Source organism: Paenarthrobacter sp. AT5 (assembly GCF_032764245.1).
Taxonomy (GTDB): domain Bacteria; phylum Actinomycetota; class Actinomycetes; order Actinomycetales; family Micrococcaceae; genus Arthrobacter; species Arthrobacter ureafaciens.
The window spans coordinates 73,815-98,192 of sequence record NZ_CP136441.1 but is presented as its reverse complement, the minus strand read 5'-3'; the positions used below and the strand labels follow the sequence as shown (position 1 = coordinate 98,192).

At 65.3% G+C, this 24,378-nt stretch carries 24 protein-coding genes; 8 read left to right on the top strand and 16 right to left on the bottom strand.

Annotation, left to right across the window (positions count from 1 at the left end; genetic code table 11):
• Positions 1-21: 21 nt before the first annotated feature.
• From rfaE2 to RI444_RS00455, 6 genes are all read right to left on the bottom strand, one after another.
• The gene (rfaE2, locus tag RI444_RS00480; RefSeq protein WP_179013099.1) at positions 22-1,503 is read right to left on the bottom strand and encodes a D-glycero-beta-D-manno-heptose 1-phosphate adenylyltransferase; all 1,482 of its coding nucleotides are present in this window, start codon (positions 1,501-1,503) and stop codon (positions 22-24) included.
• Positions 1,500-2,126, bottom strand: a complete 627-nt coding sequence (locus RI444_RS00475) for an SIS domain-containing protein (RefSeq protein ID WP_242703240.1) — start codon at positions 2,124-2,126, stop codon at positions 1,500-1,502. Before RI444_RS00475 ends, rfaE2 begins: the two co-directional genes overlap by 4 nt.
• 68 nt (positions 2,127-2,194) lie before the next feature.
• Entirely contained in the window at positions 2,195-3,463 is a 1,269-nt protein-coding gene (locus RI444_RS00470) for a glycosyltransferase (RefSeq protein WP_207605274.1), read from the bottom strand.
• A complete protein-coding gene (locus RI444_RS00465) occupies positions 3,460-4,524 on the bottom strand; it encodes a glycosyltransferase (protein WP_207605275.1) in 1,065 nt (354 codons plus the stop codon). Before RI444_RS00465 ends, RI444_RS00470 begins: the two co-directional genes overlap by 4 nt.
• Complete coding sequence (locus RI444_RS00460; RefSeq protein WP_069696638.1) at positions 4,521-5,606, bottom strand: glycosyltransferase family 9 protein; 1,086 nt, start codon at positions 5,604-5,606, stop codon at positions 4,521-4,523. The genes RI444_RS00465 and RI444_RS00460 overlap by 4 nt, the downstream gene beginning before the upstream one ends.
• A complete protein-coding gene (locus RI444_RS00455; protein ID WP_069696637.1) occupies positions 5,603-6,202 on the bottom strand; it encodes a D-glycero-alpha-D-manno-heptose-1,7-bisphosphate 7-phosphatase in 600 nt (199 codons plus the stop codon). The genes RI444_RS00460 and RI444_RS00455 overlap by 4 nt, the downstream gene beginning before the upstream one ends.
• 87 nt (positions 6,203-6,289) lie before the next feature.
• Here RI444_RS00455 and RI444_RS00450 point away from each other — a divergent pair, with 87 nt between their 5' ends.
• Positions 6,290-7,240, top strand: a complete 951-nt coding sequence (locus RI444_RS00450) for a glycosyltransferase family 9 protein (protein ID WP_069696636.1) — start codon at positions 6,290-6,292, stop codon at positions 7,238-7,240.
• Between the two features lie 107 nt (positions 7,241-7,347).
• Here the strand turns inward: RI444_RS00450 and RI444_RS00445 are convergent, their stop codons facing one another.
• Positions 7,348-8,118, bottom strand: a complete 771-nt coding sequence (locus RI444_RS00445) for a sigma-70 family RNA polymerase sigma factor (protein ID WP_062094501.1) — start codon at positions 8,116-8,118, stop codon at positions 7,348-7,350.
• A 165-nt stretch (positions 8,119-8,283) separates the two neighbouring features.
• Here RI444_RS00445 and RI444_RS00440 point away from each other — a divergent pair, with 165 nt between their 5' ends.
• Positions 8,284-9,024 carry a GAF and ANTAR domain-containing protein gene (locus RI444_RS00440; RefSeq protein WP_207605276.1) on the top strand — a complete coding sequence of 247 codons (741 nt, stop codon included), beginning with the start codon at positions 8,284-8,286 and terminating at the stop codon, positions 9,022-9,024.
• Positions 9,025-9,045: 21 nt separating this feature from the next.
• On the opposite strand, the gene RI444_RS00435 is transcribed toward RI444_RS00440, so the two are convergent.
• The 4 genes from RI444_RS00435 to serS form a co-directional block, all read right to left on the bottom strand.
• The gene (locus RI444_RS00435; protein ID WP_166184684.1) at positions 9,046-9,441 is read right to left on the bottom strand and encodes a DUF1761 domain-containing protein; all 396 of its coding nucleotides are present in this window, start codon (positions 9,439-9,441) and stop codon (positions 9,046-9,048) included.
• Between the two features lie 110 nt (positions 9,442-9,551).
• The gene (locus RI444_RS00430) at positions 9,552-10,391 is read right to left on the bottom strand and encodes a helix-turn-helix domain-containing protein (protein ID WP_316963856.1); all 840 of its coding nucleotides are present in this window, start codon (positions 10,389-10,391) and stop codon (positions 9,552-9,554) included.
• A 49-nt stretch (positions 10,392-10,440) separates the two neighbouring features.
• Positions 10,441-11,286, bottom strand: coding sequence for an HAD family hydrolase (locus RI444_RS00425; RefSeq protein ID WP_207605278.1), 846 nt, complete (start codon positions 11,284-11,286; stop codon positions 10,441-10,443).
• 90 nt (positions 11,287-11,376) lie between these two features.
• A complete protein-coding gene (serS, locus tag RI444_RS00420) occupies positions 11,377-12,666 on the bottom strand; it encodes a serine--tRNA ligase (RefSeq protein ID WP_207605279.1) in 1,290 nt (429 codons plus the stop codon).
• Between the two features lie 55 nt (positions 12,667-12,721).
• Between serS and RI444_RS00415 the strand changes: the two genes are divergently transcribed.
• Complete coding sequence (locus tag RI444_RS00415) at positions 12,722-13,780, top strand: diacylglycerol/lipid kinase family protein (protein WP_207605280.1); 1,059 nt, start codon at positions 12,722-12,724, stop codon at positions 13,778-13,780.
• On the opposite strand, the gene RI444_RS00410 is transcribed toward RI444_RS00415, so the two are convergent.
• The 3 genes from RI444_RS00410 to RI444_RS00400 form a co-directional block, all read right to left on the bottom strand.
• The gene (locus tag RI444_RS00410; protein WP_062094487.1) at positions 13,777-14,007 is read right to left on the bottom strand and encodes a hypothetical protein; all 231 of its coding nucleotides are present in this window, start codon (positions 14,005-14,007) and stop codon (positions 13,777-13,779) included. The two genes, RI444_RS00415 and RI444_RS00410, sit on opposite strands and share 4 nt — an antisense overlap.
• A 132-nt stretch (positions 14,008-14,139) precedes the next feature.
• Entirely contained in the window at positions 14,140-15,072 is a 933-nt protein-coding gene (pheA, locus tag RI444_RS00405) for a prephenate dehydratase (protein ID WP_207605281.1), read from the bottom strand.
• 26 nt (positions 15,073-15,098) lie between these two features.
• Positions 15,099-15,425: a rhodanese-like domain-containing protein gene (locus tag RI444_RS00400; RefSeq protein WP_207605282.1), complete on the bottom strand. Its 327-nt coding sequence runs from the start codon at positions 15,423-15,425 to the stop codon at positions 15,099-15,101.
• 194 nt (positions 15,426-15,619) lie between these two features.
• Here RI444_RS00400 and RI444_RS00395 point away from each other — a divergent pair, with 194 nt between their 5' ends.
• Genes RI444_RS00395 through RI444_RS00385 form a run of 3 tightly spaced genes read left to right on the top strand, consistent with a single transcriptional unit; the run spans position 15,620 to position 19,343 of the window.
• Positions 15,620-16,363 (top strand): peptidase E, encoded by a 744-nt coding sequence (locus RI444_RS00395; RefSeq protein WP_069696628.1) that lies wholly within the window; start codon positions 15,620-15,622, stop codon positions 16,361-16,363.
• Positions 16,356-17,789, top strand: coding sequence for an amidase (locus RI444_RS00390; RefSeq protein ID WP_207605283.1), 1,434 nt, complete (start codon positions 16,356-16,358; stop codon positions 17,787-17,789). The genes RI444_RS00395 and RI444_RS00390 overlap by 8 nt, the downstream gene beginning before the upstream one ends.
• Before the next feature lie 54 nt (positions 17,790-17,843).
• Positions 17,844-19,343: a peptide MFS transporter gene (locus tag RI444_RS00385; protein WP_207605284.1), complete on the top strand. Its 1,500-nt coding sequence runs from the start codon at positions 17,844-17,846 to the stop codon at positions 19,341-19,343.
• A gap of 80 nt (positions 19,344-19,423) precedes the next feature.
• On the opposite strand, the gene RI444_RS00380 is transcribed toward RI444_RS00385, so the two are convergent.
• Positions 19,424-20,050: a DUF4190 domain-containing protein gene (locus RI444_RS00380; RefSeq protein WP_062094480.1), complete on the bottom strand. Its 627-nt coding sequence runs from the start codon at positions 20,048-20,050 to the stop codon at positions 19,424-19,426.
• A 166-nt stretch (positions 20,051-20,216) separates the two neighbouring features.
• Here RI444_RS00380 and pgm point away from each other — a divergent pair, with 166 nt between their 5' ends.
• The gene (gene pgm / locus RI444_RS00375) at positions 20,217-21,878 is read left to right on the top strand and encodes a phosphoglucomutase (alpha-D-glucose-1,6-bisphosphate-dependent) (RefSeq protein WP_207605285.1); all 1,662 of its coding nucleotides are present in this window, start codon (positions 20,217-20,219) and stop codon (positions 21,876-21,878) included.
• Positions 21,879-22,069: 191 nt separating this feature from the next.
• Here the strand turns inward: pgm and RI444_RS00370 are convergent, their stop codons facing one another.
• Positions 22,070-22,675, bottom strand: coding sequence for a malonic semialdehyde reductase (locus RI444_RS00370; protein ID WP_207605286.1), 606 nt, complete (start codon positions 22,673-22,675; stop codon positions 22,070-22,072).
• Between the two features lie 257 nt (positions 22,676-22,932).
• Here RI444_RS00370 and RI444_RS00365 point away from each other — a divergent pair, with 257 nt between their 5' ends.
• Positions 22,933-24,288: a uracil-xanthine permease family protein gene (locus RI444_RS00365; protein ID WP_179013074.1), complete on the top strand. Its 1,356-nt coding sequence runs from the start codon at positions 22,933-22,935 to the stop codon at positions 24,286-24,288.
• Positions 24,289-24,378: the final 90 nt, after the last annotated feature.

Below are 24,378 nucleotides of genomic sequence, written 5' to 3'. Positions count from 1 at the left end.
GTTAGGCGGTTCTGTACAGGTTCAGCCGACCTTGGCGAGCGCTTCCGCCAGGCCGCTGGTCGATCTGGCCGGGTGGAAAGGCACGGTGACGCATTGCCCTCCCCACGTGGCCAGCAGCCGGGCTTCCGGCAGTTCATCGGGTTGGTAGTCGCCGCCCTTGACCCAGATATCGGGCCGGATGAACTCGAGGCAGTCCTCCGGCGTGTCCTCGTCGAAGACCACCACGGCGTCCACGCATGAGAGCGCGAGCAGCAGCTCTGCCCGGTCTTCCATGCTGACGATCGGCCGGTGCGGGCCCTTGAGGCGGCGGACGGACTGGTCCGAATTGAGGCACACGATCAGGCAATCCCCCATGGCACGGGCAGCGGCGAGCGTCCGCGCGTGCCCCGCGTGGAGAAGATCGAAGCATCCCCCCGTTGCGATGACGGTGCCGCCCTGCGCCCGCACTTCTGCGGCGAGTTGGACGCCGTCGGGACGACTTGGCTGGTTGCCGAAAAGTTCGACGACGGCTCCGGCATCGGCGTGTGGTCCGGCCGCGCCGGGACCGGGTTCAACCGCATCGGCGGGGTCGGGTCCAGCCGCGGCGGGGCCGGGTTCAACCGCACCGGCGTCCACCGCGAGCGATGCGGCCCCACCCTCTGCGAGGAACGCTGATGCGTCGGCGACGGCCCGGCTGGCAGCTTCGGGCAATGCGACGCCGAGGCCGAGGTAGGCAGCCAGGCTCCCTGCGAGGCGGTCCCCGGCTCCACAGGGATCAGCAACGCTGGTCCTGGGCGCGGGAATGTCGGTAGCAGGTCCCGTCGCTTCGACCAGGACCGCCCCTGCTTCGCCCTTGGTCACCAGGACGGCGCGGCTGTTCCAGTGTTCCAGCAGTCGGGTCCCGGCTTGGGCAGTTCCGGCGCCGGGATCCACCACCGGTTCCAGCCCGGCCGCTTTCGCGAGGGCCCTCGCTTCGGCAAGGTTGGGGGTTACCACCGACACTCCGGAAACGGGCTGCGAACCGGAAGGATGCGGATCCCACACCACGGGAATCCGGCGCGCCGCCGTGGTGAGGGCGTCGCGGATGTCCTCGTTGAAGGTGATCCCCCTGCCATAGTCAGCCACCACGATCACCTCTGCCGAGTCGATGGCCGCCCGCATGTCCCCGGTACAGTCCGGAGTTGGCGCAGGGGCACAGCCTTCATCGAACCGGACTACGGGATGCGAACCGATCCGGACCCGCGTCTTGGTGGGGGTAGGGGCAAGCGGGGCTCCGGTGAGCAGCTCCATGCCGGACAGTGCGCGCCTGAGGTGGGCGGCGCCGTCGTCGTCGGACACAGCGGTGACCAAAGTGACGTCATGGCCGTCGCGCATGAGGAGGGTGGCTACCAGCCCGGCACCGCCTGCCCGACGCCGGACGCCTCCTACGTCAACCACGGGAACCGGCGCGTCCGGGCTCAGCCGGGTGGCGGTTCCGTTGATGTCGACGTCCAGGAGGAGGTCGCCCACCACGGTCACTTTCATGGCTGGACTCCCCTGCCCGAGGTTCCGGTCCGCCGGGCAACCTCCGCGTCGAAGGCCCTGCAGACCGCGTGGACGGCGATCAGATGGCCCTCCTGCGCGTTGGCCGCAATGGCTTCCACCGTGACGGCCTCGTCGCACGCGGTGGACAGCGGGTTGGGGCCCGGCCCCGTGAGGGCCCACGTTGCAATCCCGCGTTCATTGGCTGCCCGGACCGCCTTGAGGAGGTTGGGGCTGCGTCCGCTGGTGGACAGGAGGACCAGGACGTCGCCGGCACGACCGTGCGCCCTGACCTGCCTGGCGAAGACTTCGTCGTACCCGTAATCGTTGGCCAGCGCCGTGACTGCCGATGTTTCAGCATGCAGGGAGATGGCTGAGAACGGGGCCCGCTCCGAGTCGAAGCGACCCACGAGTTCGGCGGTCAGGTGCTGGGCTTCAGCGGCGGATCCGCCGTTGCCGGCGGCAAGCAACCTTTGGCCGGCCAGCAAGCGGTTGGCAAGCTCGGTACCCCATCCGGAGAGCCGGCCTGCCTGCGAGCGCAGCGATTCGAGGGCCGGAAGAACGTTGTCCAGATGCTTGGTTACCTCGGTGTCCGCGGCGCCGGATCCGGCCCACCCCGCGGGGATGGTGTCCGGGACTGACTTGAGTTTCGCCGGACTCTTGACGGTGGTGTTCGTGGTGTGGCTGTTGATGGTCACAGTGCCGTTCCTTCCAGGGGTTCAAGAGCTTCCCCGGCCTGGCGGGAAAGCCCGGCGGCGAGGACGGATCGGTACGCTTTTTCGGTGTCAGCGGCAATGCGGTCCCACGAGTAGCGCGAGCGGGCGCGGCGCAGGCCGGCCCTGCCCATGTCGGCACGCAGGGCGGGGTCGCCCAGGAGCTGCCCAACGGCGTCGGCGATTGCCTCCGGGTCCCGCGGCGGGACCTGCAGGCCGGTCTTGTGGTCAACCACTGTTTCGCGCAAACCCCCGACGGCGGCGGCCACCACGGGCACGCCGCTTGCCATCGCTTCCAGCGGAACAATGCCGAAGGGCTCGTACCAAGGGGTGCAGATGACCGCGTCAGCGCTGCGGAGGATGCCCGGCATTGCGTCGCGCGGCACCTGGCCGCGCATGGTGACCTTGTCTTCTACGCCCAGTTCCTTGGTGAGCGCCCGGAGCCTCTGGGCTTCCGGGTCTTCCTCGAGGGTCAGGGCATCGCCGGAACCGCCGACGACCAGGAGTTCGACGTCGTCGAAGCCTGCCTGTTCAAGATGCGGCAGGGCCTGGATGATGAGGTCGACTCCCTTGCGGGGAACCAGCCGCCCGACGCTGAGGATCCGGTGGGTGCGCGGCTTCGGTTCGGGTTCGGCCGTGCCGTCAAAGAGTGCGAGGTCCACGCCGCAAGGAGCGATTGAGACCTTGGATTTGCTGATGCCGAGCGTCTTCAGTTCAAAGACCTCGTCCGGGCACGTGGCGATGACCCAGTCGGCCGTCCGGCCAACCCAGGGTTCCAGCCAGGCGCGTGCCGCCGGGCTTGTGTCCGCGCTGCCCTGATGGCGCCGCTTGACGGATCCCAGGGCATGGAAGGTCTGCACCACGGGTACGGGATCGGCCGCGCCGGCCCGCCGGGACGCCTGGATTGCAGCCAACCCGGACATCCAGAAGTGCGCGTGAACGACGTCCGGAAGATCGCCGGCCCAGTCCTCGCAGATACCGTCCGCCAAGGCACCCATGAACGGCAGGAGTTCGTCCTTGGGGATGTGCCGGGCGGGACCGGCGTCCACGTGGACCACGGTGAGTCCCGGTGCCACCTGCACCTTTGCAGGCAGCTCCGGATCGTCACGGCGTGTGTACACGGTGACTTGGTGGCCACGTTTGGCCAGGCTCGAGGAAAGTGCGGCGACGTGGACGTTCTGTCCCCCGGCGTCCACTCCTCCCAAAGCCGCCAGCGGACTGGCGTGTTCGGAAACCATGGAGATCTTCATGGGTGTGTCCTCTCTGCATCATGGCTTGGCGGTGCCGATCGGGGCGCCCCACCGGCCGCTGTTGCGGTTGGTGCGGCGCTCCCCCGTGTTCTCAAGTCCCCGAGGAGCTCATCCCAGGCCCGGAGGAATGCGTCCAGCCCGTAGCGTTCCAAGGCAGCTTCGCGGGCCCGAAGGCCCATGGCGTAAGCGTCGTCCGGGTCATTGAGCAGCCGGCGGGCGAATCTCTGGAGTTCATCGACGTCGGTAGAGACCAGCCCTGCGCCGCGGGGAACGGCGCGGTAGGCTTCCGTGGTCCCGAGCGCCAGCACGGGCATGCCCAGATGCATCGCTTCCAACAGTGCAAGGCCCAGCGACGTCCAACGGAGCGGATGCACGTAGAGCCGGCAACGGGCCAGCTCGGCGTGGAGCTGCGACGCCGGAACGTCCCCGGCAATCCTCAGCCGTTCCTCGCCAAGACCCAGCCCCTTCAGGTTCAGGGCTCCGGGCAAATGCTCCGTTCCCATCCCGAAGACCCTCAGCGGACCCACTCCGGCGAAGCCCGGCAGGAGGTCGGTGCCGGTGACACGCCCGCGCCGCACCGGCTCGTTGACCACGATGCCCATTTCTTCCCGCTCACCGGTATAGAGGCGGCCGGGATCCGGGATGCCGTGTTCGATCACTACCGTGGCGGCCGAACCGGTGTCCCAGAAGAGCTGGTTGAAGTGGGTCACGTGCACTACGGGAATAGTGCGCTGGTCAGCCATCGGGTGCACAGTGAACGGCACGTCTCCCTTGGGCGTATTGTGCTCGAGGTAGACGGCAGGCAGATCCACGCCGGGCTTCCGCCCCAAGGAACGGGCCACTGCGGCGATCTCCTCCGGCCGTTGCAGGACTACTGCGTCCACGCCGTCCGGGTCCAGCGTGGCCAGGTGCACTTCCACGGCGTTGTCCGGCCAGTCGCGGCCACCGCGCCCCAAGCCCCAGGGGCCGCCGTCGGGTTCTACCGGAAGCAGGTATTCATGGCGTCCGCGGACGAATGCCTCCATCCATCCTCCGTGGACGTGCCACACCAGGATTCTCATGGTTTCCACACCTTTCGTCGGGTAGCCAGGGAAGCCACGCCACCCAGCAGGCGTTCCACGGCTTCGAGGACCTGTTCGGGCGTGACGGAACTCAGGCAGGGATGGCCGGGAACGGGACAGTTCCGGGCACGGGTGTTCTTGCACGCCGCTTCCTGGTCGCCCAGAAGTTCCAGCGGCACCCCGTACGGCGCCCAACGGATGGCAGGGACCACGGGGGCGAACAGGCAAACCACCGGCGCGCCCACCGCGGCGGCCAGATGCGCGGGTCCCGTATTGGCAGTGATGACGACGGCGGCCCGCTCAAGAACCGCTGCCAGCGTGCGGAGGTTGGTCTTGCCGCCGAGGTTCTGCGCGGAAGGACCGGCAACCGTTGCGGTGAGCGAGGCCTCGGAAGGCCCTCCGGTCACTACGACACGGTGTCCATAGGCCTCCAGGAGCTCCACGGTGGCGGCGTGGTGCAGCGCGGGCCATTCCCGGGCGGGGGCTGCTGCGCCGGGATGCACCACAATGTAGGGGCCCTCGTCAGCGAGCTTGTTGGCGAATTCGTCATCTGCAGCGGTGTTCACGCGCAGTTTGCCGTCGTCGCCCTGCGGAAGGACAAAGCCTCCCGCATGGGCGATACCAAGGGCACGTACTGCTTCCGGCTGATCCTCGGGGAAATCTTCGCCCGGCCTGAGCCGGACATCCAGCAACGAACCCGCGTAGTCGGTGGAGGCGCCCGTAATCCTCTTTACCCCGGCCAGGCGCAACAGCATTGCCAAGGGCAGCGGGGATTGGTGGAAGGACGTCAGGATCACGGCTTCCTCAATCCGGGAACTACGGACAAAGTCCACCAAGCCGCGGGTGGATTCTTCGGTAACGGGCGGGGCCGGATTGACGATCCAAGGACACTGCCAGGTGTGGACTTCAGTGACGCCGGGAAGCATTTCCGCCGCACCGGTCCCTTCCGGACCGCACAGCAGTACGACGTCGTTGGGCCGGCTGCCGTCGGGCCTGCTGCCGTTGGCCACGGCACGTATTGCCGGCCCTGAAACGAGGACGTCGCCCATGCTGTCCAAGCGGGCTACCAGGACGCGGCTCACGCAGGTGCACCTTGGGTAGGGTTGCCGCCGGTCCGGACTGCCGGCCCGGCGGAAAGAGCCGCATCTTCGGGCACTGCCAGCAGCAGCTCCACGGCGTGCCACAGATCGTTCGCCACCAGGTCCGCCGCAACGATCTCTTCCTCGCGGGTCACCGGCGTGGGGACCAGGACAGCCCGGGCACCAGCAGCCTTTGCGGCCCCAAGGTCCGCCCCGATGTCACCTATCACGGCCACCTCCGACGGTTCCACGCCCAACGCCTCGCAGGCCCTGTGGATGAGGCCCGGCGCGGGCTTGCGGCATGGACAGCCATCCTCCGTTCCGTGCGGACAGAATTCCCACACGTCGAACGGCCCCAGCAGCTCATCGACGCGCTGGTTCACGGCTTCCACCTGGGCCGGCGTTATCAGCCCCCTGGCAACTCCCGACTGGTTGCTGACCACACCTGTGGCCAGTCCGGCCTCGCGCACCCTCGCAACTGCCGAACGGGCACTCTCCATGGGCCGCACCAGTCGCGGGTCGCCGTTATATGGCACGTCTACGACGAGCGTTCCATCGCGGTCAAACAGGACCGCCTTCAACGTTCCGGTTCCTCCCATACCGGCAAAGTTCCCCAGTTCTCCGTGCCCTAAACAGCGCGACGAGGAGAAGTTTCCTGCCGCTAGACTCCTAAGCGGGAGGCCACCTTGAACAACATTGAAAGCAATGGACAGCCCATACTGCTCGCCCTGCGCGCACTGAAACTGGGGGACCTGCTGGTTGCGGTTCCTGCCTTGCGCGGCCTGCGCCGGGCGTTTCCGGAACACCGCATCCTCTACGCCGCACCCACGTGGGTGGCGGAGGCAGTGGAGCTTGTAGGTGGCATCGACCACCTGCCCACCCCCGGGCTGGACGATCCACTGACCATCGCCCCGGGCGTGGTGGACGTTGCCGTGAACCTCCACGGCAACGGAGCCGAGAGCCGGCAGCGCATCGAGGAGCTGCAGGCCAAGCGGGTAGTGGCGCACCGGTCTCCCGGCGTGGACGGACCCGAATGGACCACGGGACTTCCCGAACGCGAGCGCTGGACCAGGCTGCTCGCGTGGCACGGCATCGACGCCGATCCCCTGGATTACCGGCTCAACAAGCCCCGGGCGGCTTCCCCCCGCCCCGGTGCCACCGTCATTCACGTCGGAGCCGCGTACGGGAGCAGGTTGTGGCCGGTGGAGCGGTTCGCGGAAGTGGCCGTGGAACTCACCAAGGCGGGACACGACGTCGTCTTCACCGGTGGCGCGTCCGAACGCGAACGGGCCGAAAAGACGGCCGTTTTGGCCAAGCGCCAAGGAGCAAACCTCGACGCCGGTGTGCTCGCCGGACGTCAAGGGCTCGCCGAGTTCGCCGCGACAATCGCCGAGGCGCGGCTGGTTGTTTCCGCCGACACGGGTGCCGCGCACCTGGCATCCGCCTATGAACGCCCGTCAGTTGTCCTGTTCGGTCCTGCGCCCGCTGAGGAATGGGGACCGCCGCCCGGGCCGCACGTGGTCCTCACCGCCGTCGAACTCCGCCGCGGCGACGTCTTCGCCGCTGATCCCGACCCCGCACTCCTGGCAGTCACGGTGCGCGACGTGCTGGATGCAGTGGACGGACTCCGCTGCTGAGTTGGCGCCGGCGTGGCCCGGGGCGGCGGCATTGGCCACCGCCCTGCGGGCGCTCTCTGGTACCCCCGGCGGATTAGAGAGCAGTGTTCCTTGGAGGGCAGTGTTACCTAGAGTGCTGTGCCGTCCCGTAGTTCGGCCTGGCCCTCGAACAACTGCGCCTGCAACGTCACCAGGATCTTGGACAACCTCCGCGATACCTGCATTTGCGACATTCCGAGGGCCTCGGCGATGGTCGACTGGGTTTCCTCGCGGTAGTAACGCCGGTACAGAAGATGGCGGTCCTCGGGGCTGAGGGTTCTGATGGCGTTCCGCAGGGCGAGGACGTCTTCCAGTTTGTCCGTGGGGCAGCCGGCACTGGAGAGGGACCCTTGGAGGCCGTCGCCGCCGGCCACGGCCGGAGCGTCCAGGGAATCGGGGCGCTTGCTGGTTCCCGCCATCAGGGCTTCACGTACTTGGCACGGCTCCAGGCTGAGGTCCTCTGCGACCTCTTCCGGGGAAGGCGTGCGTTGCAGGGCCTGGGTCATTTCTTCTGTCCTGGCGAGGACCTGGCGCCGCATGTCCTGGATAGGACGCGGGGGACGCACCACCCAGCAATGGTCCCGCAGGTACCTCTTCACCTCACCGGCAATGGTGGGGGCTGCGTAGGCCGGGAAGCTGACGCCCTTGGCCTCGTCGTAGCCACGGGCGGCCTTGATGAGGCCCATGAACGCGACCTGACGGACGTCGTCCAGATCATGGGTGTGGGCTGAGTACCGGGCGGCAATGGACTTCGCCAGGTTCAAATGGTCCAGGACCAAGCCGTCCTGAAAACTTTGCCGGAGGCTGCTTTCCGGCGCATTCGCGTGATAGGGGTTCTGGAAGGGTCGAGCTTGCCGCATCGGCTTCAATCCTTAGACCTGCTTATTGGGGGATGAGCCCGCTGCAAGACTCTTAAAAAGAGAAGCATACTTATTATAAAAAGAGAAGCATCCTTATTATTAGCTTCGGTGGAACTTCGGAGCTACCCTCAAAGAAGAGCTTCTGTCCAAGGTTCGGAGGTCCCAATGGAAGACCAACAACAAGCCGCGCCCCACCTGGTGGCCGGCGAAATCCAGGACCTGTTCCTGGATAATCCTGACGTCGAGGCATTCCTCACTGAGCTGACCCGGCATTCCGCTGCGATGTTCAGCACTGCCGATGCCGACGTCTTTTGTGGGGTCACCCTGCTCCGCCACCGCACCGCTGCGACGGTCGCCAGCAGCGGAGAACGCGCCCTCCTGCTTGACGAACTCCAGTACCAGTTCGCCGAGGGTCCGTGCCTGCTGTCAGCCAGGAAAGGCGTCCAAGTACACGTCCCTGACCTTGCGGCCGACGACACGTGGCCCGATTACAAAGAGGTGGCCCTGGCTCAAGGCATACGCTCGATCCTTGCCCTGCCGATTCCGCTTCCGGACGACAGCGCCAAAGCCAGCATGAACCTCTACTCCGAACGTACAGCCGGATTCGACCAAGCGACGGTGCAGCGGGCCACGGACTACGTGCAGCAGGCTGCGAAGGGGCTGAGCCTGGCCGTCATGATTGCCCAACACAGCCAGACTGCGGCCAACCTGCGCGCCGCCATGGCTTCACGCACCGTCATCGACGTAGCCACCGGCATCATCATCGCCCAGAACCGTTGCACCCAGGCCGAAGCCGTGGAGCTCATCAAGAGGGCCTCCAGCAACCGGAACGTCAAGCTGCGGGAGGTTGCCGAGGCGATCGTCAAGGCCGCGGGCGGCGGAAACGTGGAGACCCACTTCAAGTAGGCCTCCACACGCGAAGACGACTCAGGCCTGCAGGGCTCCCACGATGGCCCCCATCACTGCGAACGTCACCACGTTGTAGCTGGCGTTGATCGCGAAAAGCACCGGGCTGCGGCGTTCGAACAAGTAGTTGACGCCCAAAGCCGTTGCCACCCAGCCAATGCCTGCGGCCAGCCCGGCCACGATGCCGAAAACAAAGCCGCCACGGCCGATGAACGCGGCCAGGAACACGGCCATGATCGCGGCAAGTACGAAGGACCCGGCAAAGACCCTCGCCGTTCCGGACTTCAGCTGCTGGTCACTCACGCCTGCTGCCTTTTGCCAGGGCTTGGCGAAGAGCACGGAGTACCACAGCCCGCCTACGACGAACGTGGCCAACGCTGCCAACAGCACTGCGAGCCAATTGATATGGATTTCCACGGCCTTCCCTTCCTGGTGGTTCCCTGAGGAGAGGGTAGGCGGCGGGACGTGGGGCGGTCTTGTAAAAAACCCGCAACCTGCTGCCGAGAGTTGGCCGGACTGCGGTTCGTCTAGGCGAGTTCCTCCACGGGCACGAACGTGGCGTACTCGGGACCGTGCGTCTGGATCACGCGCAGGTATTCGGTGGGTGTAAAACCGCTGAACCGTCGGAACGCACGGATCAGGTGCGGCTGGTCGTAATAGTCCGCCAGGCCCAGGAGTTCACGGCCGGGCGCCGAACCCGCCGGCATGAGGGCGGGTTGGTTGACGAACCTGAAGAAACGGCACACATCGGAATACACCTTGGCCCGCAGACCGCAATCCCTCATCATGATCCGCTCCAGGGTCGAGGAGCTGATGCCCAACCGTCCGGCCAGAATTCCGATCTCTACGTCCTCTTCAGCAAGGGTTTCCACGGCTTCCATGGTCCTGGGATCGGCCTCGTAGCCAGCACTCAGATGCCCCAGCAGGAACGATTCCAAGGCATCGAAGGCCTGCTCCGGCTCCGCATCGAGCAACTGGCTCCGAAGGTCCGCGAAACCCGGGAACACGTACTGCGCATCCACCACATTGCCCTGAAACTCCGACGGCAGCTGAGATGTAAATGCCGCGAGGGCGAAGGGCGCCAGGCGCACCCCCACGTTGTGCAGGCGCTCCGGATTCTCGCTGATCAGGTAACTGGACTGGACGCCGGCGTAAAACCCGGCGGCAACCTCCGCCGACGCCCGATCCATACCGGTTGCCTCCCGTGGCCTGATCAGCCGGTAAGGCTCTGACAAGTTCAGGATCAGGTGCGCCGATGGGCCGGGCAGGATCTTCTCATACCTGGCCTTCGGCTCGGCCCGCAGGAACCAAAAGCCTTCCACGAAGGGACGCAACGCCGCCGGGGCAGGAATTTCTGCATACTCCACGCAGCCAGTCTAGAAGCGCCGGGCGCCCGTCGCAGATGCCGGGCGGCAGCTACAGCACCCCGCGCAGCACCAGGGCCGCGCCGTCGTCGAGCACTGACCCGGTGACCTCGTCCGCCACGGCGAGCACCTCGTCCGGGGCTTGGCCCATGGCAACGCCGCGGCCCGCCCACGTGAGCATTTCGATGTCGTTGCGGCCATCACCGATCGCGAGCGTGTTCTCCGGATCGATGTCGCGTTGAAGGCGCAAGGCTTCCAAAGCGCTGGCCTTCGTGACACCTTCGGCGGCGATGTCCAGCCACGCCGTCCATCCCACCGAGTACGTCACCCCGGACAAGCCGATGTGCCCGATTGCGGTGTTGAACTCCTCCGAGGTGTTCTCAGTGCTGAAGACCACGACGCGCACTGCGGTGGAATCCAGCAACGTCCGGAAGTCGACGGGGATCGATTCGACCCCGAAACTGACATCGTGGAAACGCTCGGTGGACAAGAAGTTGCCGGCTTCGTCCTCCAGTGCGTACTTGGCGCCGGGCAGCCGCTCGCGGAGTGCTTCCAGTGCGGGAGCGGGATCAAACGTGGCTTTGTGGACGATCTCGTAGCCGTCCTCCAGCGAGGGGTCGAGCCGCAAGGTGACGCCACCGTTGCAGCACACCACATAGCCGCGCTCCAAGCCGATCAGCTCAACAATGGGCAACGCGGCATTCAGCGAGCGGCCGGTAGCGATGATGACGTCATGGCCCTTGGCTACGACACCTTGGGCGGCTTCCCTGACCGCCGGGGACATATGGCCGTCGTGGTCCACGAGGGTGCCGTCAACATCCAGCGCGATCATGAGTTTGTTCTTGGGATCGGGCTGGTCATCGATGCCAGCAACTGCAGTATCAGTCAAAATAGTCATGGTTCCAGTAGAACAGACTCAGATGAACTCTTTTCCAACTGACTCCCAATAGTGGTTGCTCTGAAAGCTCAGAACAACCACTAATGCCAGCTACTTGGGCTGCAGGACCGGCAAGACCTCGAGGCCGCCAAGGTACTTCTGCAGCGCCTTGGGAACATTCACGGAACCGTCCGCATTCTGGTGGTGCTCAAGGAGCGCAACGATCCAGCGCGTGGTGGCCAGCGTGCCGTTCAAGGTGGCCACGGCACGGGTGCCCTTGGCAACGCCTTCCTCGTTGACCACGCGTTCGCGGATGTTGAGGCGGCGGGCCTGGAACGTGGTGCAGTTGGACGTGGACGTGAGCTCACGGTACGCGTTTTGCGTGGGAACCCAGGCTTCGCAGTCAAACTTGCGGGCCGCGGACATGCCCAGGTCTCCGGCAGCGGTGTCGATCACGCGGTAGGGAAGCTCGCACTTGGCCAGCATCTCCTCTTCCCAGGCGAGCAGGCGCTCATGCTCGGCCGCTGCTTCCTCAACCGTGGTGTAGATGAACATCTCCACCTTGTTGAACTGGTGCACGCGGATAATGCCGCGGGTGTCCTTACCGTGCGAACCCGCCTCGCGGCGGTAGCAGGAACTCTGGCCGGCGTAACGGATGGGGCCGGCGGAGAGATCCAGGATCTCGTCTGCGTGGTAGCCGGCGAGGGCCACCTCCGAGGTGCCCACAAGGTAAAGGTCGTCTTCGGCGAGACGGTAGATCTCGGCGTCGTGCTTTACATCGAAACCGGTGCCCTGCATGGTTTCCGGACGCACCAAAGTAGGGGTGATCATGGGGACGAAACCAGCCTCGATGGCCTGGTCCATGGCCATCTGCAGGAGAGCCATCTCCAGGCGGGCTCCAACACCCTTAAGGAAGTAGAACCGGGCGCCGGAAACCTTGGCGCCACGCTCCATGTCGATCGCGCCGATCAGCTCGCCGATCTCCAGGTGGTCCTTGGGCTCGAAGTCCGGGAACTCCCGCGGCGAGCCGACGGTCTTGACCACCACGTAGTCGTCCTCGCCGCCCTCGGGCACACCGTCAACAACAAGGTTCGGGATGATGCGGAGGAGCTCCTCATGCTTGGCCTGCGCGGCGTCAGCCTCGGCGGAAGCGGCCTTCACCGAATTCGCGAGTTCCTTGACCTCTGCCAGCAGGGCCTGCTTCTCCTCGCCCTTGGCCTGCGCCACCTTCTTGCCGAAGGCATTCTGCTCGGCGCGGAGGGTTTCGTAGCGGATCAGCGCTGCGCGGCGGTCGGAGTCTGCGGAGATGATCGCGTCCACAACGGACTCGTCGGCGCCACGGGCGCGCTGGCTGGCACGGAACTTGTCCGGGTTTTCGCTGAGGTCTTTTACGTCGATCACCACACAAGAGTATCGAATCGGACGTGTGCCCCCATGACGATAGGGTTGGAGCACAATGAGCGACTGGATCCTGTGGGTGATTCTGGCTGGATGCGTGGTGTTTGCCGTCTCCAGTTGGTGGGGCGTGCGCCGACTTAAAGCCAGGCATATACGGAGCGCCGTCGCGGCCGATCCGCACAAGCCGGACCCTGGCTACCAAAAGGTGGCCGTGGTCCTCAACCCGGTCAAGAACAAGTCCGCCGAGACCCGTGCTGCGATCACCGAAGCCTGCGACCTGGCGGGCTGGGACGCCCCAACGTTTTACGAGACGACCCCCGAGGACCCGGGCTACGGCCAGTCGCGCCAAGCGCTGCAGTCCGGAGCCGACGTCGTTCTTGCCTGCGGCGGCGACGGTACCGTCCGCGCGGTAGCCGAGTCACTGACGCACCAGCGCGTAGCCATGGGCCTGATTCCGCTGGGCACGGGCAACCTGCTGGCCCGGAACATCGAGTTGGACGTCTATGACGTTGCCGATTGCATCCAGGTGGCCCTGTTCGGCCACCAGCGCTACATCGACACCGCCACCATGGGCATCCAGAACAGCATCACCGGAGAAGCGTCGAGGCACACGTTCCTGGTGATCGCCGGCATGGGACTCGATGCCGAGGTAGTGGGCGACACCAAGGAAGACCTCAAGAAATCCGTGGGCTGGCTCGCCTACACGGAAGCCGGAGTGCGGCACTTGCCCGGCCGCCGGAAACGCGTATCGATCACCATGGATGACGAGCCCGAACAGTCCCGCAAGATCCGGAGCGTCCTGTTCGCGAACTGCGGGCTGATCCCCGGCGGCATCGACTTCATCCCACAGGCAATGCTTGACGACGGCATGCTGGACATCGTTGTGATGAGCCCCCGGAGCGCCGTTGGCTGGCTCGCCATGTACGCCAAGGTACTTTTCAAGCACAAACGGAACCTGCCGGTCATGAACTTCTACCGCTCGCGGAAGGTCACCATCCGGAGTCAGGAACCTATGGCAACCCAGATCGACGGCGACCCCATGGGCCCAGCGACCAAGGTCACCGTGCAGGTGGAACCGGGGTCGCTGCTGGTCCGGGTACCCAAGGCAGTCGCTTAGACAGCGCCCTTGTCTGGTTGGGCGGCATTGTCTTCCGCCTCTTCCATGGCAGCCTTGGCCGCGGCATGGGCCTCTGCCTGTTCGCGGATCATCGCCTGTTCTTCTTCAAAGCGAAGGCGATCGGCACGGTCGGCATCGTCACCGTCCCAGTCGTCTTTGTTGTCTCCGGAGGGCTTCGGATTCACAATCATGCCCTGGCCGTCCTGATCGTCGCGGTGTGCAGTCATGACCGCTCCCTTCGTTTGGGCATTTGTCCATCGTCTATGGATCAGGCAAGCATACGCAGACTTAGGTTCCGGCGAAAGGGGCTTGAAACGTCAATCAATTTTCCTGATTGTCCTGGTCGCGGGGAAGCTGAGTCAGCCCTTCAGGATGGCCTCAACCCACGTATGCGCAGCGGCAAAAGAGGCATCCGAGGTGTGCGGTGCCACCACGGCCGCCTGCTTGTCGGCACGGGCATAGGAACCCAGGAAGCGGGTGGCGGGGCTGATCCGGTGGAGTCCGGCGAGGGCATCCGCCACCCTCGCATCTGAGATATGACCGTCGGCGTCGATGCTGAAAAAATACTGGCCAAGGTATTGGCCGGTGGGTCGAGACTCGATGCGGCTCAGATTCACGCCCCGCGAAGCGAACTGGTCCAGGATGTCCATCAGGGCGCCGGGATGGTCCTCCGGGAGCGGAACCACCACCGTGGTCTTGTCCGCGCCGGTCCGCTCCGGCAAGGGCCCGGGCCTGCTCACCAGGATGAAGCGGGTGACGGCGTCCGGGTTGTCGCCGATGTTGCTGGCCAGTACGTTCAAGCCCGGTTGCTCCGCTGCCACCAACGGCGCGCAGATGGCGGCGTCGTAATGGGCATTGTCCTCCAGCAGGCCCATGGCGGCCGCGGCTGTGGACGAGCCCGGAACGTAGTCCGCGTTCGGAATATTCGCCTCCACCCACAAGCGGCACTGCGCCCACGCGTGCCCGTGCGTTGAAATGCGCTTGATGTCCGAAATTTCGACGCCGGGCCTCGCCACGATCACGAAGACGATGGGAACCAGCGCTTCGCGAATGATGCGGAGTTCCGTGCCGGTGGCGATGGCATCAAGGGTGGCCGTAACGCCGCCTTCCACGGAGTTCTCGATGGGCACCATGGCGGCGTCCGCGGCGCCGGCGCGGACGAGGTCCAGTGCCGTATTCACGTTGGTGCACGGAATCCGGGTTGCGTGGGCAGCGCCGGGTACCTGCATCAAGGCAGCCTCGGTGAAGGTGCCCTCGGGCCCGAGGAACGTGAACGTGGGGACTGCGGACATCTATATATTCCTTATGAGGTCTGTGACTACAGGACGACGGGTTTGAGGCCGTTGTCCGAAACCATCGGCTTCCCTGCCTCCAGCCACATGTCCATGCCTCCGGCAACATTCACGGCGGAATAGCCCTGACTAACCAGCCACTGCACAGCGCGGAATGAGCGCCCGCCCGTACGGCAAATGACGAACAGGTCATCGTCGGGGTCCAGCTCGTCCAGACGGGCCGGCAACTGGTCCATGGGGATGTGGCGCGCGCCCTCGGCATGGCCGGCTACCCACTCGTAGTCTTCGCGAACGTCGAGGATGCTGGCACCCTCAGGGATATCCCCCACAGTTACAGTTTCGAAGTCGCTCATAGCGGTCCCTTCCATCGGTTCAGGAGTCTCCATCAAGCCTAGTCCCCGGAGCCGACAGCCATGGTCTGCGGAGGTCCGGCGTCTGACCCGCCCGTGGACATTGCTTGCATGCTGCGGTCCCGCCGCGAAGACTGGGTGCCAAAGCAAACCGGACCACACAGCAACCGGACCACACACCGGTAAGGAGAAGCGCCATGGCTGCAGGCCAGCCCACCATCCTTGCAACCTCGGGCGGATACAAGCCCGGAAGCCGCACCCGGATCGAGTTCGACTCCGTGATGCACTACGCGGTGGAACTCGCGGGTGTCACCGGCCGGGCACCGCGCGTAACGCACATCGGGACCGCTTCCGGCGATCAACGATGGTGGGCCGCCGAGATGGACCAGGCCGCGCGCATTGCGGGTTTCGATTTCAGCCACCTGAACCTGTTCACCATGCCCAACGTCGAGGACCCGGAAGCCCACCTTCTTGAACAGGACGTGGTGTGGGTCAACGGCGGCTCCGTGGTGAACCTCCTCGCGGTGTGGCGGGCGCACGGGCTGGACCGGCACCTCCGGAAAGCCTGGGAGAACGGAGTGGTCCTCGCGGGCGTATCGGCCGGGTCCATCTGCTGGTTCAAGGGAGGGGTGACCGATTCCTTCGGACCGGAACTCAAACCGGTGACCAACTCGCTCGGCTTCCTGCCCTTCCATAACGGCGTGCACTTCGATTCGGAGCTGCGCCGCCGGCCCTTGGTCCACAAGCTGGTGGCCAATGGAACGCTCGGGGAGACGCACTGTACGGACGACGGCGTTGGGCTGGTTTATCACGGCACCGAACTGACGGAGGTGGTCTCCTCCGTCAAGAACAAGGCGGGCTTCCGGGTCACCGCGGGCGCCGGCGAGAGCGTTGACGCGATCGCAGTGGAGGAACGACTGGAGTCACGCTTCCTTGGCTGATTCCACCAGCACTTCCACCGACTCCATCGCCGCCCTGACCGCCGTCGGGCTCCGGGATGCGCTGGCCGGCGGCGAGCTCTCGGCGCTTGAGGCCGCGGAGCATTTCCTGTCCGTCATCGAGGCGCACAACAAGCATCTGGGCGCCGTCATCACCGTGACCGCCGTCCAGGCACTTGAGGACGCGCGGGCCGCGGACCAAAGGTATGCCCACGGCAGGAGGGAAGACCTCCCCCTGCTCCACGGAATGCCGGTGGCCTTCAAGGACCTGACCGATGTGGCGGGCGTGCCCACAACCCACGGAAGCGCGGCCCTGGAGCACAAACCCGCCCCGGAGGATGGCGCACTCGCGGCAACGCTGAAGACCCAGGGCGTGATTTCGTTGGGCAAGACCCAAGTGCCGGAGTTCGGGCTCACCGCCTACAGCGAGAACCGCGTTGCGCCGCCGTCGCGCAATCCGCATTCCCTGGCGCGCAGTTCCGGAGGGTCCTCGGGCGGAAGCGCTGCTGCGGTGGCGGCGGGCATGGTGCCGTTTGCTCCCGGGACGGACGGCGGCGGTTCCATCCGCATCCCGGCGGGCGCCTGCGGCTTGGTCGGTTTGAAGCCCGGCCGCGGCCTTGTGCCGTCGGGGGCGAGCGCCGGGGATGCGGCGAAGTTGGTGGTTGCCGGGCCGCTGGCGCACACTGCGGCGGATGCCGCGTTGCTGCTGGACGCGTTGGTTCCGGAGCAGGACAGGCCCGACGGCGGCTACCTCGCCAACGTTGACCGGGCGCCGGAGCCGATGCGCATCGGGATGTCGTTGGACAGTCCGTGGTCGCGCATCTATCCGTTCCACATCGAACCGGAAGCGATGGATGCCTTGGAGCTGGGACGGAGCCTGCTGGAAAAGGCCGGCCACAGCGTCCACGAGGCCGACGTCCGTTACGACAATCGCTATCCGGAAGCCTTTACCGCTGCCTGGACCGCCGGCGTCGGGAGTGCCCGGATAGCACCCCGGCGGGAAGCCCTGCTGACCCCGTTGACCCGCACTTTCCGGCGTCGGGCCCAACAGCGGAGTGCGGCGAAGGTCAATGAGGCCCTTCGATTCCTGCGCGGGTTCGAGCACGACACCGTTGCGCAGTATTCGCAGTGGGACCTCATTCTCATGCCGACCCTTGCGCAGACGCCCCGTCCCATCGGCTGGTTCACCGGCGGTGGCCACAGCAGCGGGCAGTGGCCGAGCGAGTGGACCGGCGATGCCGATGAGGACTACAAGCGGCAGTGCGAGTACGCGCCGTGGAGTTCCATGGTGAACGTGTGCGGGCTGCCTGCCATCAGCATCCCCGTACACACCACGGAAGGCGGATTGCCGATGGGAATCCAGCTGATCGGCCGCATGGGGGCTGAACTGCAACTCCTCCAGCTCGCGGCGGCTTTGGAGGCCGTTTAAGCCGGGTGTCTAACATATGGAATGCGGTTGCCATGGGTATTGCCCGATGTGACAATGCCCGCAGTCAGTGCCAGCATTGAAGAAATGAGCACACCTCAAACCACGGCTCCGCCCGCCAAAACTCCGGGCGATACGTCATTCTTCGGCCACCCAAAGATGTTGGCCAGCCTTTTCTCCGTGGAAATGTGGGAGCGATTCTCCTTCTACGGCATGCAGGGCATCCTGCTTTACTACATGTACTTCACTGCCGATCAGGGCGGTCTTTCCATCGACAAGGGCCTCGCTGCAGGCCTCGTGGGTGCCTACGGCGGCGGCGTCTACCTGTCCACCATCCTTGGCGCCTGGCTCGCAGACCGCGTCTTCGGTTCCGAAAAGGTCCTGTTCGGCTCGGCCATCATGATCATGACCGGCCACATCGCACTCGCGCTGATTCCCGGAATCCCGGGCCTGATCGCCGGATTGGTGCTTGTGGGCATCGGCTCCGGAGGTCTGAAGGCGAACGCCACGGCCTTGGTGGGCACCCTGTACGGCGAAAAGGACGAGCGGCGCGATGCCGGCTTCTCCATCTTCTACATGGGCATCAACATCGGCGGCCTCATCGGCCCCCTGGTGACCGGGTGGTTGCAGGAGAGCCGCGGGTTCCACTTTGGCTTCGGCGCAGCGGCAGTCGGCATGGCCATCGGCCTGGTGATCTACGCCCTCGGCCGCAAGCGGCTTCCGGAGGAGGCGCACCGCGTCCCCAACCCGCTCCCGGCATCGGACCGGACCAAGTACGGCCTGATCTTCCTGGGCATCCTGATCGTCATCGGCGTGCTGCTTGCTACGGGCATCGTCAACGCCAACAACCTGGCCAGCAGCATGGCTTACGCAGCCATCGGCGCCGCGGTGATCTACCTCTTCCTGATCTTCCGCAGCCCGCTGGTGTCCGGCGTGGAGCGTAAGCGCGTCCTCGCTTTCATCCCGCTCTTCATCGCGTTGGCGGGTTTCTGGGCACTGTTCCAGCAGCAGTTCACTTTTATCGCCGTGTACTCCGAGGAAAAGCTGGACCGGAACCTCTTCGGCTGGGAAATGCCCGCCGCCTGGGTCCAGTCCATCAACCCGGTGTTCATCATCATCTTCGCCGGCGTCATGGCCGCCCTGTGGACCAAGCTTGGCTCCAAGCAGCCGAGTTCGCCGCTGAAGTTCTCCGCAGGCCTGCTCATCATGGGACTGGCGTTCCTTGCGTTCATTCCATTGGCCGGCGAAGGCAAGACCCCCTTGCTGGCCTTGGTCGGGATTCTGTTCCTCTTCACCCTCGCGGAACTGTTCCTCTCCCCCATCGGCCTGTCCGTGAGCACCAAGCTCGCGCCCAAGGCTTTCCACACGCAGATGGTGGCTCTGTTCTTCCTGTCGGTTTCGCTCGGCACCACCTTGGCCGGCATCCTCGCGGGGCTCTACAACCCCGAGGATGAGCTCCCGTACTTCCTGGGCATCGGCGGCGTGGCCGTGGTGCTCGCGGTGGCCCTCGCCGCCGCGACTCCCGCGATCAAGAAGCTGATGGCAGGCGTGCGGTAAAAACCAGTCCTTAAACGACGACGGCGGCCCTCGCCTCCGGTGGATTTTCCACCCGGGGCGAGGGCCGCCGTCGTTCGCTTTTAGTAGCGGTAGCTGCTGGTTGAGGCGCCGATCGCTGCGAAGAAGAAGATGGCGAAGATGATGGTCAGCGCGATGCCGATGTAGCCCATCACCAGGCCGGCGATTGCCATGCCGCGGCCCGCAGGCTCGCGGTTCAGGGCGAGGTGGCCCAAGATGACGGCCGCGATCTGGGGCAGGATGAAGAACCCGAAGCCAACAAAGATCGCGATGCCGCAGCACATGCTCGCAATGCTCAGGCCCTTGGGTTGGGACGGCATGGCGTAGTACGCGGGCTGTCCGTACGGGCTCGGCTGGCCATATGGCTGCTGGTACGGGCTCGGCGGCTGGCTCTGCTGGCCGTACGGAGACGGCGGCTGCTGGCTGTAGTCTCCCGGCGTGTAGCTGGACTGGAAGTCGTTCTGGCCCTGCGCGTTCCGGGTGTAGGCGCTTTGGTCGTACGGCGGGAGCGGTTGCGTGGCGCCCTGGGATGAAGAATCGTACGACGGCGGTGGCGGTACGGAACCGCTCTGGCCGCCGGATTGGCTGCCGCTCTGACCGGGCGAGGTGAATTCTGCGGGCGGCACGTATTGCGGCGGTTCGTAGCCTGCGGGCTTGTCTTCGTTGCCCTTGTTTGGTTGCTCTGACATAGGTTTCCCCCTGTGAATGGTCTTTGAATCCCACACTACCGCCGTGGGGTGCAGCGCATAAGGAGGCTGTTGCGTGGCATGGGCGCTTGTCCGCCATTCGGAGTCACAGCGCCCGCATCACGGACATTTCCCCCACGGGCGGGCGGGGGTCTGGCATGCTGGTCCAATGGCTAGCCGAGCGGGCACAGTTGCCCTTCCCCAGGACCTTGTTGACATTACTGCCCTGCTGGACGCGTACTTCGACGTCACCCCGGATCTGGGCGACCCATCACAGCGCGTGGCGTTCGGAACGTCAGGCCACCGTGGTTCCAGCCTGAAGGCTTCCTTCAACGAAGCCCACATTCTTGCCATCACGCAGGCGATCGTTGAATACCGGGGCCGTCAGGGCATCACCGGGCCGTTGTTCATTGGCCGCGACACCCACGCCCTGAGCGAGCCCGCGCAGAACTCCGCGCTGGAGGTGCTGGCTGCCAACGGCGTCACCGTCCTGGTTGATGCCCGCCACGGCTACACGCCAACGCCCGCATTGAGCCACGCAATCCTCAAGTACAACCGCGAAGCAGCGCCGGGCACACCCCAGGCAGACGGCATCGTAGTCACCCCCAGCCACAACCCGCCCGCCGACGGCGGGTTCAAATACAACCCGCCGCACGGTGGCCCTGCCGACACCGATGCCACCGGATGGATTGCCGAACGTGCCAACCAACTCCTGGAAAACGGCCTTCGCGGGGTCAAACGCATCCCCCTGAACGATGCCCTGGCTGCTGACACCACGGGCAAGTTCGACTTCCTCAGCAGCTACGTCGACGATCTCCCTTCCGTGTTGGACCTGGACGCCATCCGCAACGCAGGTGTCCGGATCGGCGCGGACCCCATGGGCGGAGCCTCCGTGGACTACTGGGGCGAGATCGGCGAGCGCCACCAGTTGAACCTGACGGTAGTGAACCCCACGGTGGACCCGCAGTGGGCCTTCATGACCCTCGACTGGGACGAGAAGATCCGCATGGACTGCTCGTCGCCGTCCGCCATGGCCTCCTTGATTCAGCGGATGTCCCTGGGCGCTGATGGCAGGGCTGCGTACGACGTCGCAACCGGTAACGACGCCGACGCCGACCGCCATGGCATCGTCACACCTGACGGTGGCCTGATGAACCCGAACCATTACCTCGCCGTCGCCATCGACTACCTTTACCGGAACCGCAGCGGCTGGAACCCGGATTCCGTGGTGGGCAAGACGCTGGTTTCTTCATCCATCATTGACCGGGTTGCGGCCGGGCTTGGCCGCAAGCTGGTGGAGGTTCCGGTGGGCTTCAAGTGGTTCGTGCCGGGCCTCCTGTCCGGCGAAGGCGCGTTCGGCGGCGAGGAATCCGCAGGCGCTTCCTTCAACAAGCGCGACGGCAGCGTATGGACCACGGACAAGGACGGCATCCTGCTGGCCCTGCTCGCGTCCGAGATCACGGCCGTCACAGGTTCTTCGCCGTCGCAGCTGTACAGGGGCCTGACCGATCAGTTCGGCGCCCCCGTCTACGCCCGCATCGACGCCGCTGCCACCCGTGAGCAGAAGTCCAAGCTCGGCAAGCTCTCCGCAGCCGACGTCACCGCCACCACACTGGCCGGCGAGGAGATCACCGCCAAGCTCACGGAAGCCCCCGGCAACGGTGCGTCCATCGGCGGCCTGAAGGTCGTCACGGAGAACGCCTGGTTCGCAGCCCGCCCCTCCGGCACCGAGGACGTGTACAAGATCTACGCTGAGTCCTTCAAGGGAGCCGACCACCTTGCGCAAGTTCAGCAGGAGGCCAAGGCCCTGGTTGACGCAGTCATCGCCTAGCTGCGGCAGGTGAGCGGGTTGTGAAAGAGCGATCCTAAAAGCGCAACGGGACGTGATAGAGCGACCCTCCAGTCCGGTTCCTCTATCACATCCCGGCCCCTTTCCCCCATCGCTCTATCACATCCCGGGCCTTAAACGCCGATGCTCCTGCACTTTCGGGTGCAGGAGCATCGGCGTTTTACGGGATGAGATTAGACCGTGCGGACCACGTCGTCGTAGGCGAACTTCGGCTTGGCTTCGCCCCAGGCGTCCGGTCCGGGCTGGCCGATGTTCACGATCAGGAAGCTCTTCTGGTCGCCGGCGGGGAAGAATTCGGCGTCGATCGCTGCGAAGTCCGCCCCGGTCATCGGGCCGGCGGCGAAACCGAGCGAGCGGACAGCCAGGATGAAGTAGCCGGCCTGCAGGTGTGCATTGTTGTTGCCGGTGGCGGCGGCGAGTTTGGCGTCGCCGTCGTACATTGCCTTGGGGGCGCCGTAGGCGGGGAGGAACTTATCCCACTGACCGTGCCAATCGGTGTCGTAGGACAGAATGGCCACCAGCGGAGCGGAAGCGGTCTTGGCCTGGTTGCCGCGGGAAAGGTGGTCCACCAACTTGGCGCGGGCCTCGTCCGAGCGGACGTAGGTCACGCGGAGCGGCTGGGAGTTGAAGGCAGTAGGACCATATTTGGTGAGCTCGTAGATGGCGCGGGCCTGCTCGTCCGTGACCTCACCGGAGAAGGTATTGGCGGTACGGGCTTCGGCAAAAATGGCGTCGACTGCTGCGGCGTCAATGACTGCTTCTTCGTGTGCAATCGTCATGGATGAACCTTTCGCTGTGTCCTTGCCTTGCGGTGCGGCCCGGACGCTTCTGCTTTCCATGATTGCAACGGGGGCCTCGACTGTCCTCTTCCCATGACGGCCCGTGACGTTGGGCACAGTTGGCGACCCCGGGTGTCGTGCCGTAGCGGGACAGGACGACCTTCCGGCCCCAACCGCAGATACGGCGCCTAGGGCAAGCCACGCAACGGCGGTAATGTTGCACCGAACCCAAAACATTCTTCTGAGGAAGGCCTGCCATGAGCATGCTCGGCATCAAATGGAAGCTCCACGGCGACGGCAAGACCATTCGGCCAGGTCACGTGGTGTCCCCCGACGAGCGGCTCGCGTGGCCCCTGACCATCGGCATCGGCATGCAGCACGTCGTGGCGATGTTCGGCGCGACCTTCCTCGTACCGATCATCACCGGCATGCCCCCGGCCACCACGCTGTTCTTCTCCGGCGTCGGCACACTGTTGTTCCTGGTGATCACCAAGGGTCGGGTGCCCAGCTATCTGGGGTCGAGCTTCGCATTCATCGCACCCATCATGGCGTCCCAGCAGCAGTACGGCGTTGCCGGCGCCTTGGGCGGCGTGGTGCTTGCCGGCGTCGTACTGGCGCTTATTGGCGCCGTGGTGCAGAAATTCGGTGCCGAATGGATCAACCGGCTGATGCCGCCGATCGTCACCGGTGCAATCGTGGCGCTGATCGGCTTGAACCTCGCGCCTGCAGCCAAGAACAATTTCGACCTCGCCCCGGTGACGGCGCTGATCACCCTGGTGACGATCATCCTGGTCAGCGTCCTGTTCCGTGGGATCCTGGGCCGGCTCAGCATTCTGGTGGGCGTCGTGGTGGGCTATCTCGTGGCGATGATGCGCGGCGAAGTCAGCTACGAAAAGATGGACGCCGCCGCGTGGATCGGCCTCCCGACGTTCCAGACGCCCGAGTTCCACCTCGGCGTGGTGGGCCTGTTCGTCCCCGTCGTCCTTGTGTTGGTGGCTGAGAACGTCGGGCACGTGAAATCTGTAGCTGCGATGACGGGGCAAAACCTCGACGGCGTCTCCGGACGCGCGTTGATGGCCGACGGCGCCGCGACGGTACTTGCCGGATTCGGCGGCGGCTCCGGCACCACGACGTACGCGGAAAACATCGGCGTTATGGCCGCTACCAAGGTCTATTCGACGGCGGCCTACTGGGTGGCTGGTATCTTCGCGATCCTGCTGAGCTTCTCACCGAAGTTCGGTGAACTGATCGCAACCGTGCCCCCGGGCGTCCTGGGCGGTGCCGCCACCATGCTGTACGGCATGATCGGCATCCTCGGCGTGAAGATCTGGGTCCAGAACAAGGTCAACTTCTCCAACCCGATCAACCTCACCACGGCTGCAGTAGCCTTGATCATCGGCATCGCGGACTACACATGGACCATCGGCGAACTGAAGTTCACGGGCATTGCCCTTGGCTCTGCTGCTGCCTTGGTGATCTACCACGGCATGAAGGGCCTGGCCCGTTGGCGCGGGACCGTGGCCGAACCCGAAACCGAGACTGAGGGGCTGCCGCCGGCAGTGAAGTCGGCGATGAACGCCGCAGCGAAGCGCAGCGGGAAGAAGGGGAAGTAGGAGGCTGGGACCACTTTCGTGGCCTCCTTACCGCGACCCTGTCCTCGCTTCCGGCGACCACTCGCATCTCATGATGCGGCGAACTTCAGT

Bases quoted from the DNA above. Each gene is read 5' to 3' on its own strand.
- RI444_RS00415 (WP_207605280.1), top strand. From the start codon at position 12,722: ATGAGCGACTGGATCCTGTGGGTGATTCTGGCTGGATGCGTGGTGTTT.
- pgm (WP_207605285.1), top strand. From the start codon at position 20,217: ATGGCTAGCCGAGCGGGCACAGTTGCCCTTCCCCAGGACCTTGTTGAC.
- RI444_RS00410 (WP_062094487.1), bottom strand. From the start codon at position 14,007: ATGACTGCACACCGCGACGATCAGGACGGCCAGGGCATGATTGTGAAT.
- RI444_RS00470 (WP_207605274.1), bottom strand. From the start codon at position 3,463: ATGAAGATCTCCATGGTTTCCGAACACGCCAGTCCGCTGGCGGCTTTG.
- RI444_RS00445 (WP_062094501.1), bottom strand. From the start codon at position 8,118: ATGCGGCAAGCTCGACCCTTCCAGAACCCCTATCACGCGAATGCGCCG.
- RI444_RS00365 (WP_179013074.1), top strand. From the start codon at position 22,933: ATGAGCATGCTCGGCATCAAATGGAAGCTCCACGGCGACGGCAAGACC.
- rfaE2 (WP_179013099.1), bottom strand. From the start codon at position 1,503: ATGAAAGTGACCGTGGTGGGCGACCTCCTCCTGGACGTCGACATCAAC.
- RI444_RS00400 (WP_207605282.1), bottom strand. From the start codon at position 15,425: ATGAGCGACTTCGAAACTGTAACTGTGGGGGATATCCCTGAGGGTGCC.
- RI444_RS00465 (WP_207605275.1), bottom strand. From the start codon at position 4,524: ATGAGAATCCTGGTGTGGCACGTCCACGGAGGATGGATGGAGGCATTC.
- RI444_RS00425 (WP_207605278.1), bottom strand. From the start codon at position 11,286: ATGACTATTTTGACTGATACTGCAGTTGCTGGCATCGATGACCAGCCC.
- RI444_RS00380 (WP_062094480.1), bottom strand. From the start codon at position 20,050: ATGTCAGAGCAACCAAACAAGGGCAACGAAGACAAGCCCGCAGGCTAC.
- RI444_RS00455 (WP_069696637.1), bottom strand. From the start codon at position 6,202: ATGGGAGGAACCGGAACGTTGAAGGCGGTCCTGTTTGACCGCGATGGA.
- RI444_RS00395 (WP_069696628.1), top strand. From the start codon at position 15,620: ATGGCTGCAGGCCAGCCCACCATCCTTGCAACCTCGGGCGGATACAAG.
- RI444_RS00370 (WP_207605286.1), bottom strand. From the start codon at position 22,675: ATGACGATTGCACACGAAGAAGCAGTCATTGACGCCGCAGCAGTCGAC.
- pheA (WP_207605281.1), bottom strand. From the start codon at position 15,072: ATGTCCGCAGTCCCCACGTTCACGTTCCTCGGGCCCGAGGGCACCTTC.
- RI444_RS00440 (WP_207605276.1), top strand. From the start codon at position 8,284: ATGGAAGACCAACAACAAGCCGCGCCCCACCTGGTGGCCGGCGAAATC.
- RI444_RS00385 (WP_207605284.1), top strand. From the start codon at position 17,844: ATGCCCGCAGTCAGTGCCAGCATTGAAGAAATGAGCACACCTCAAACC.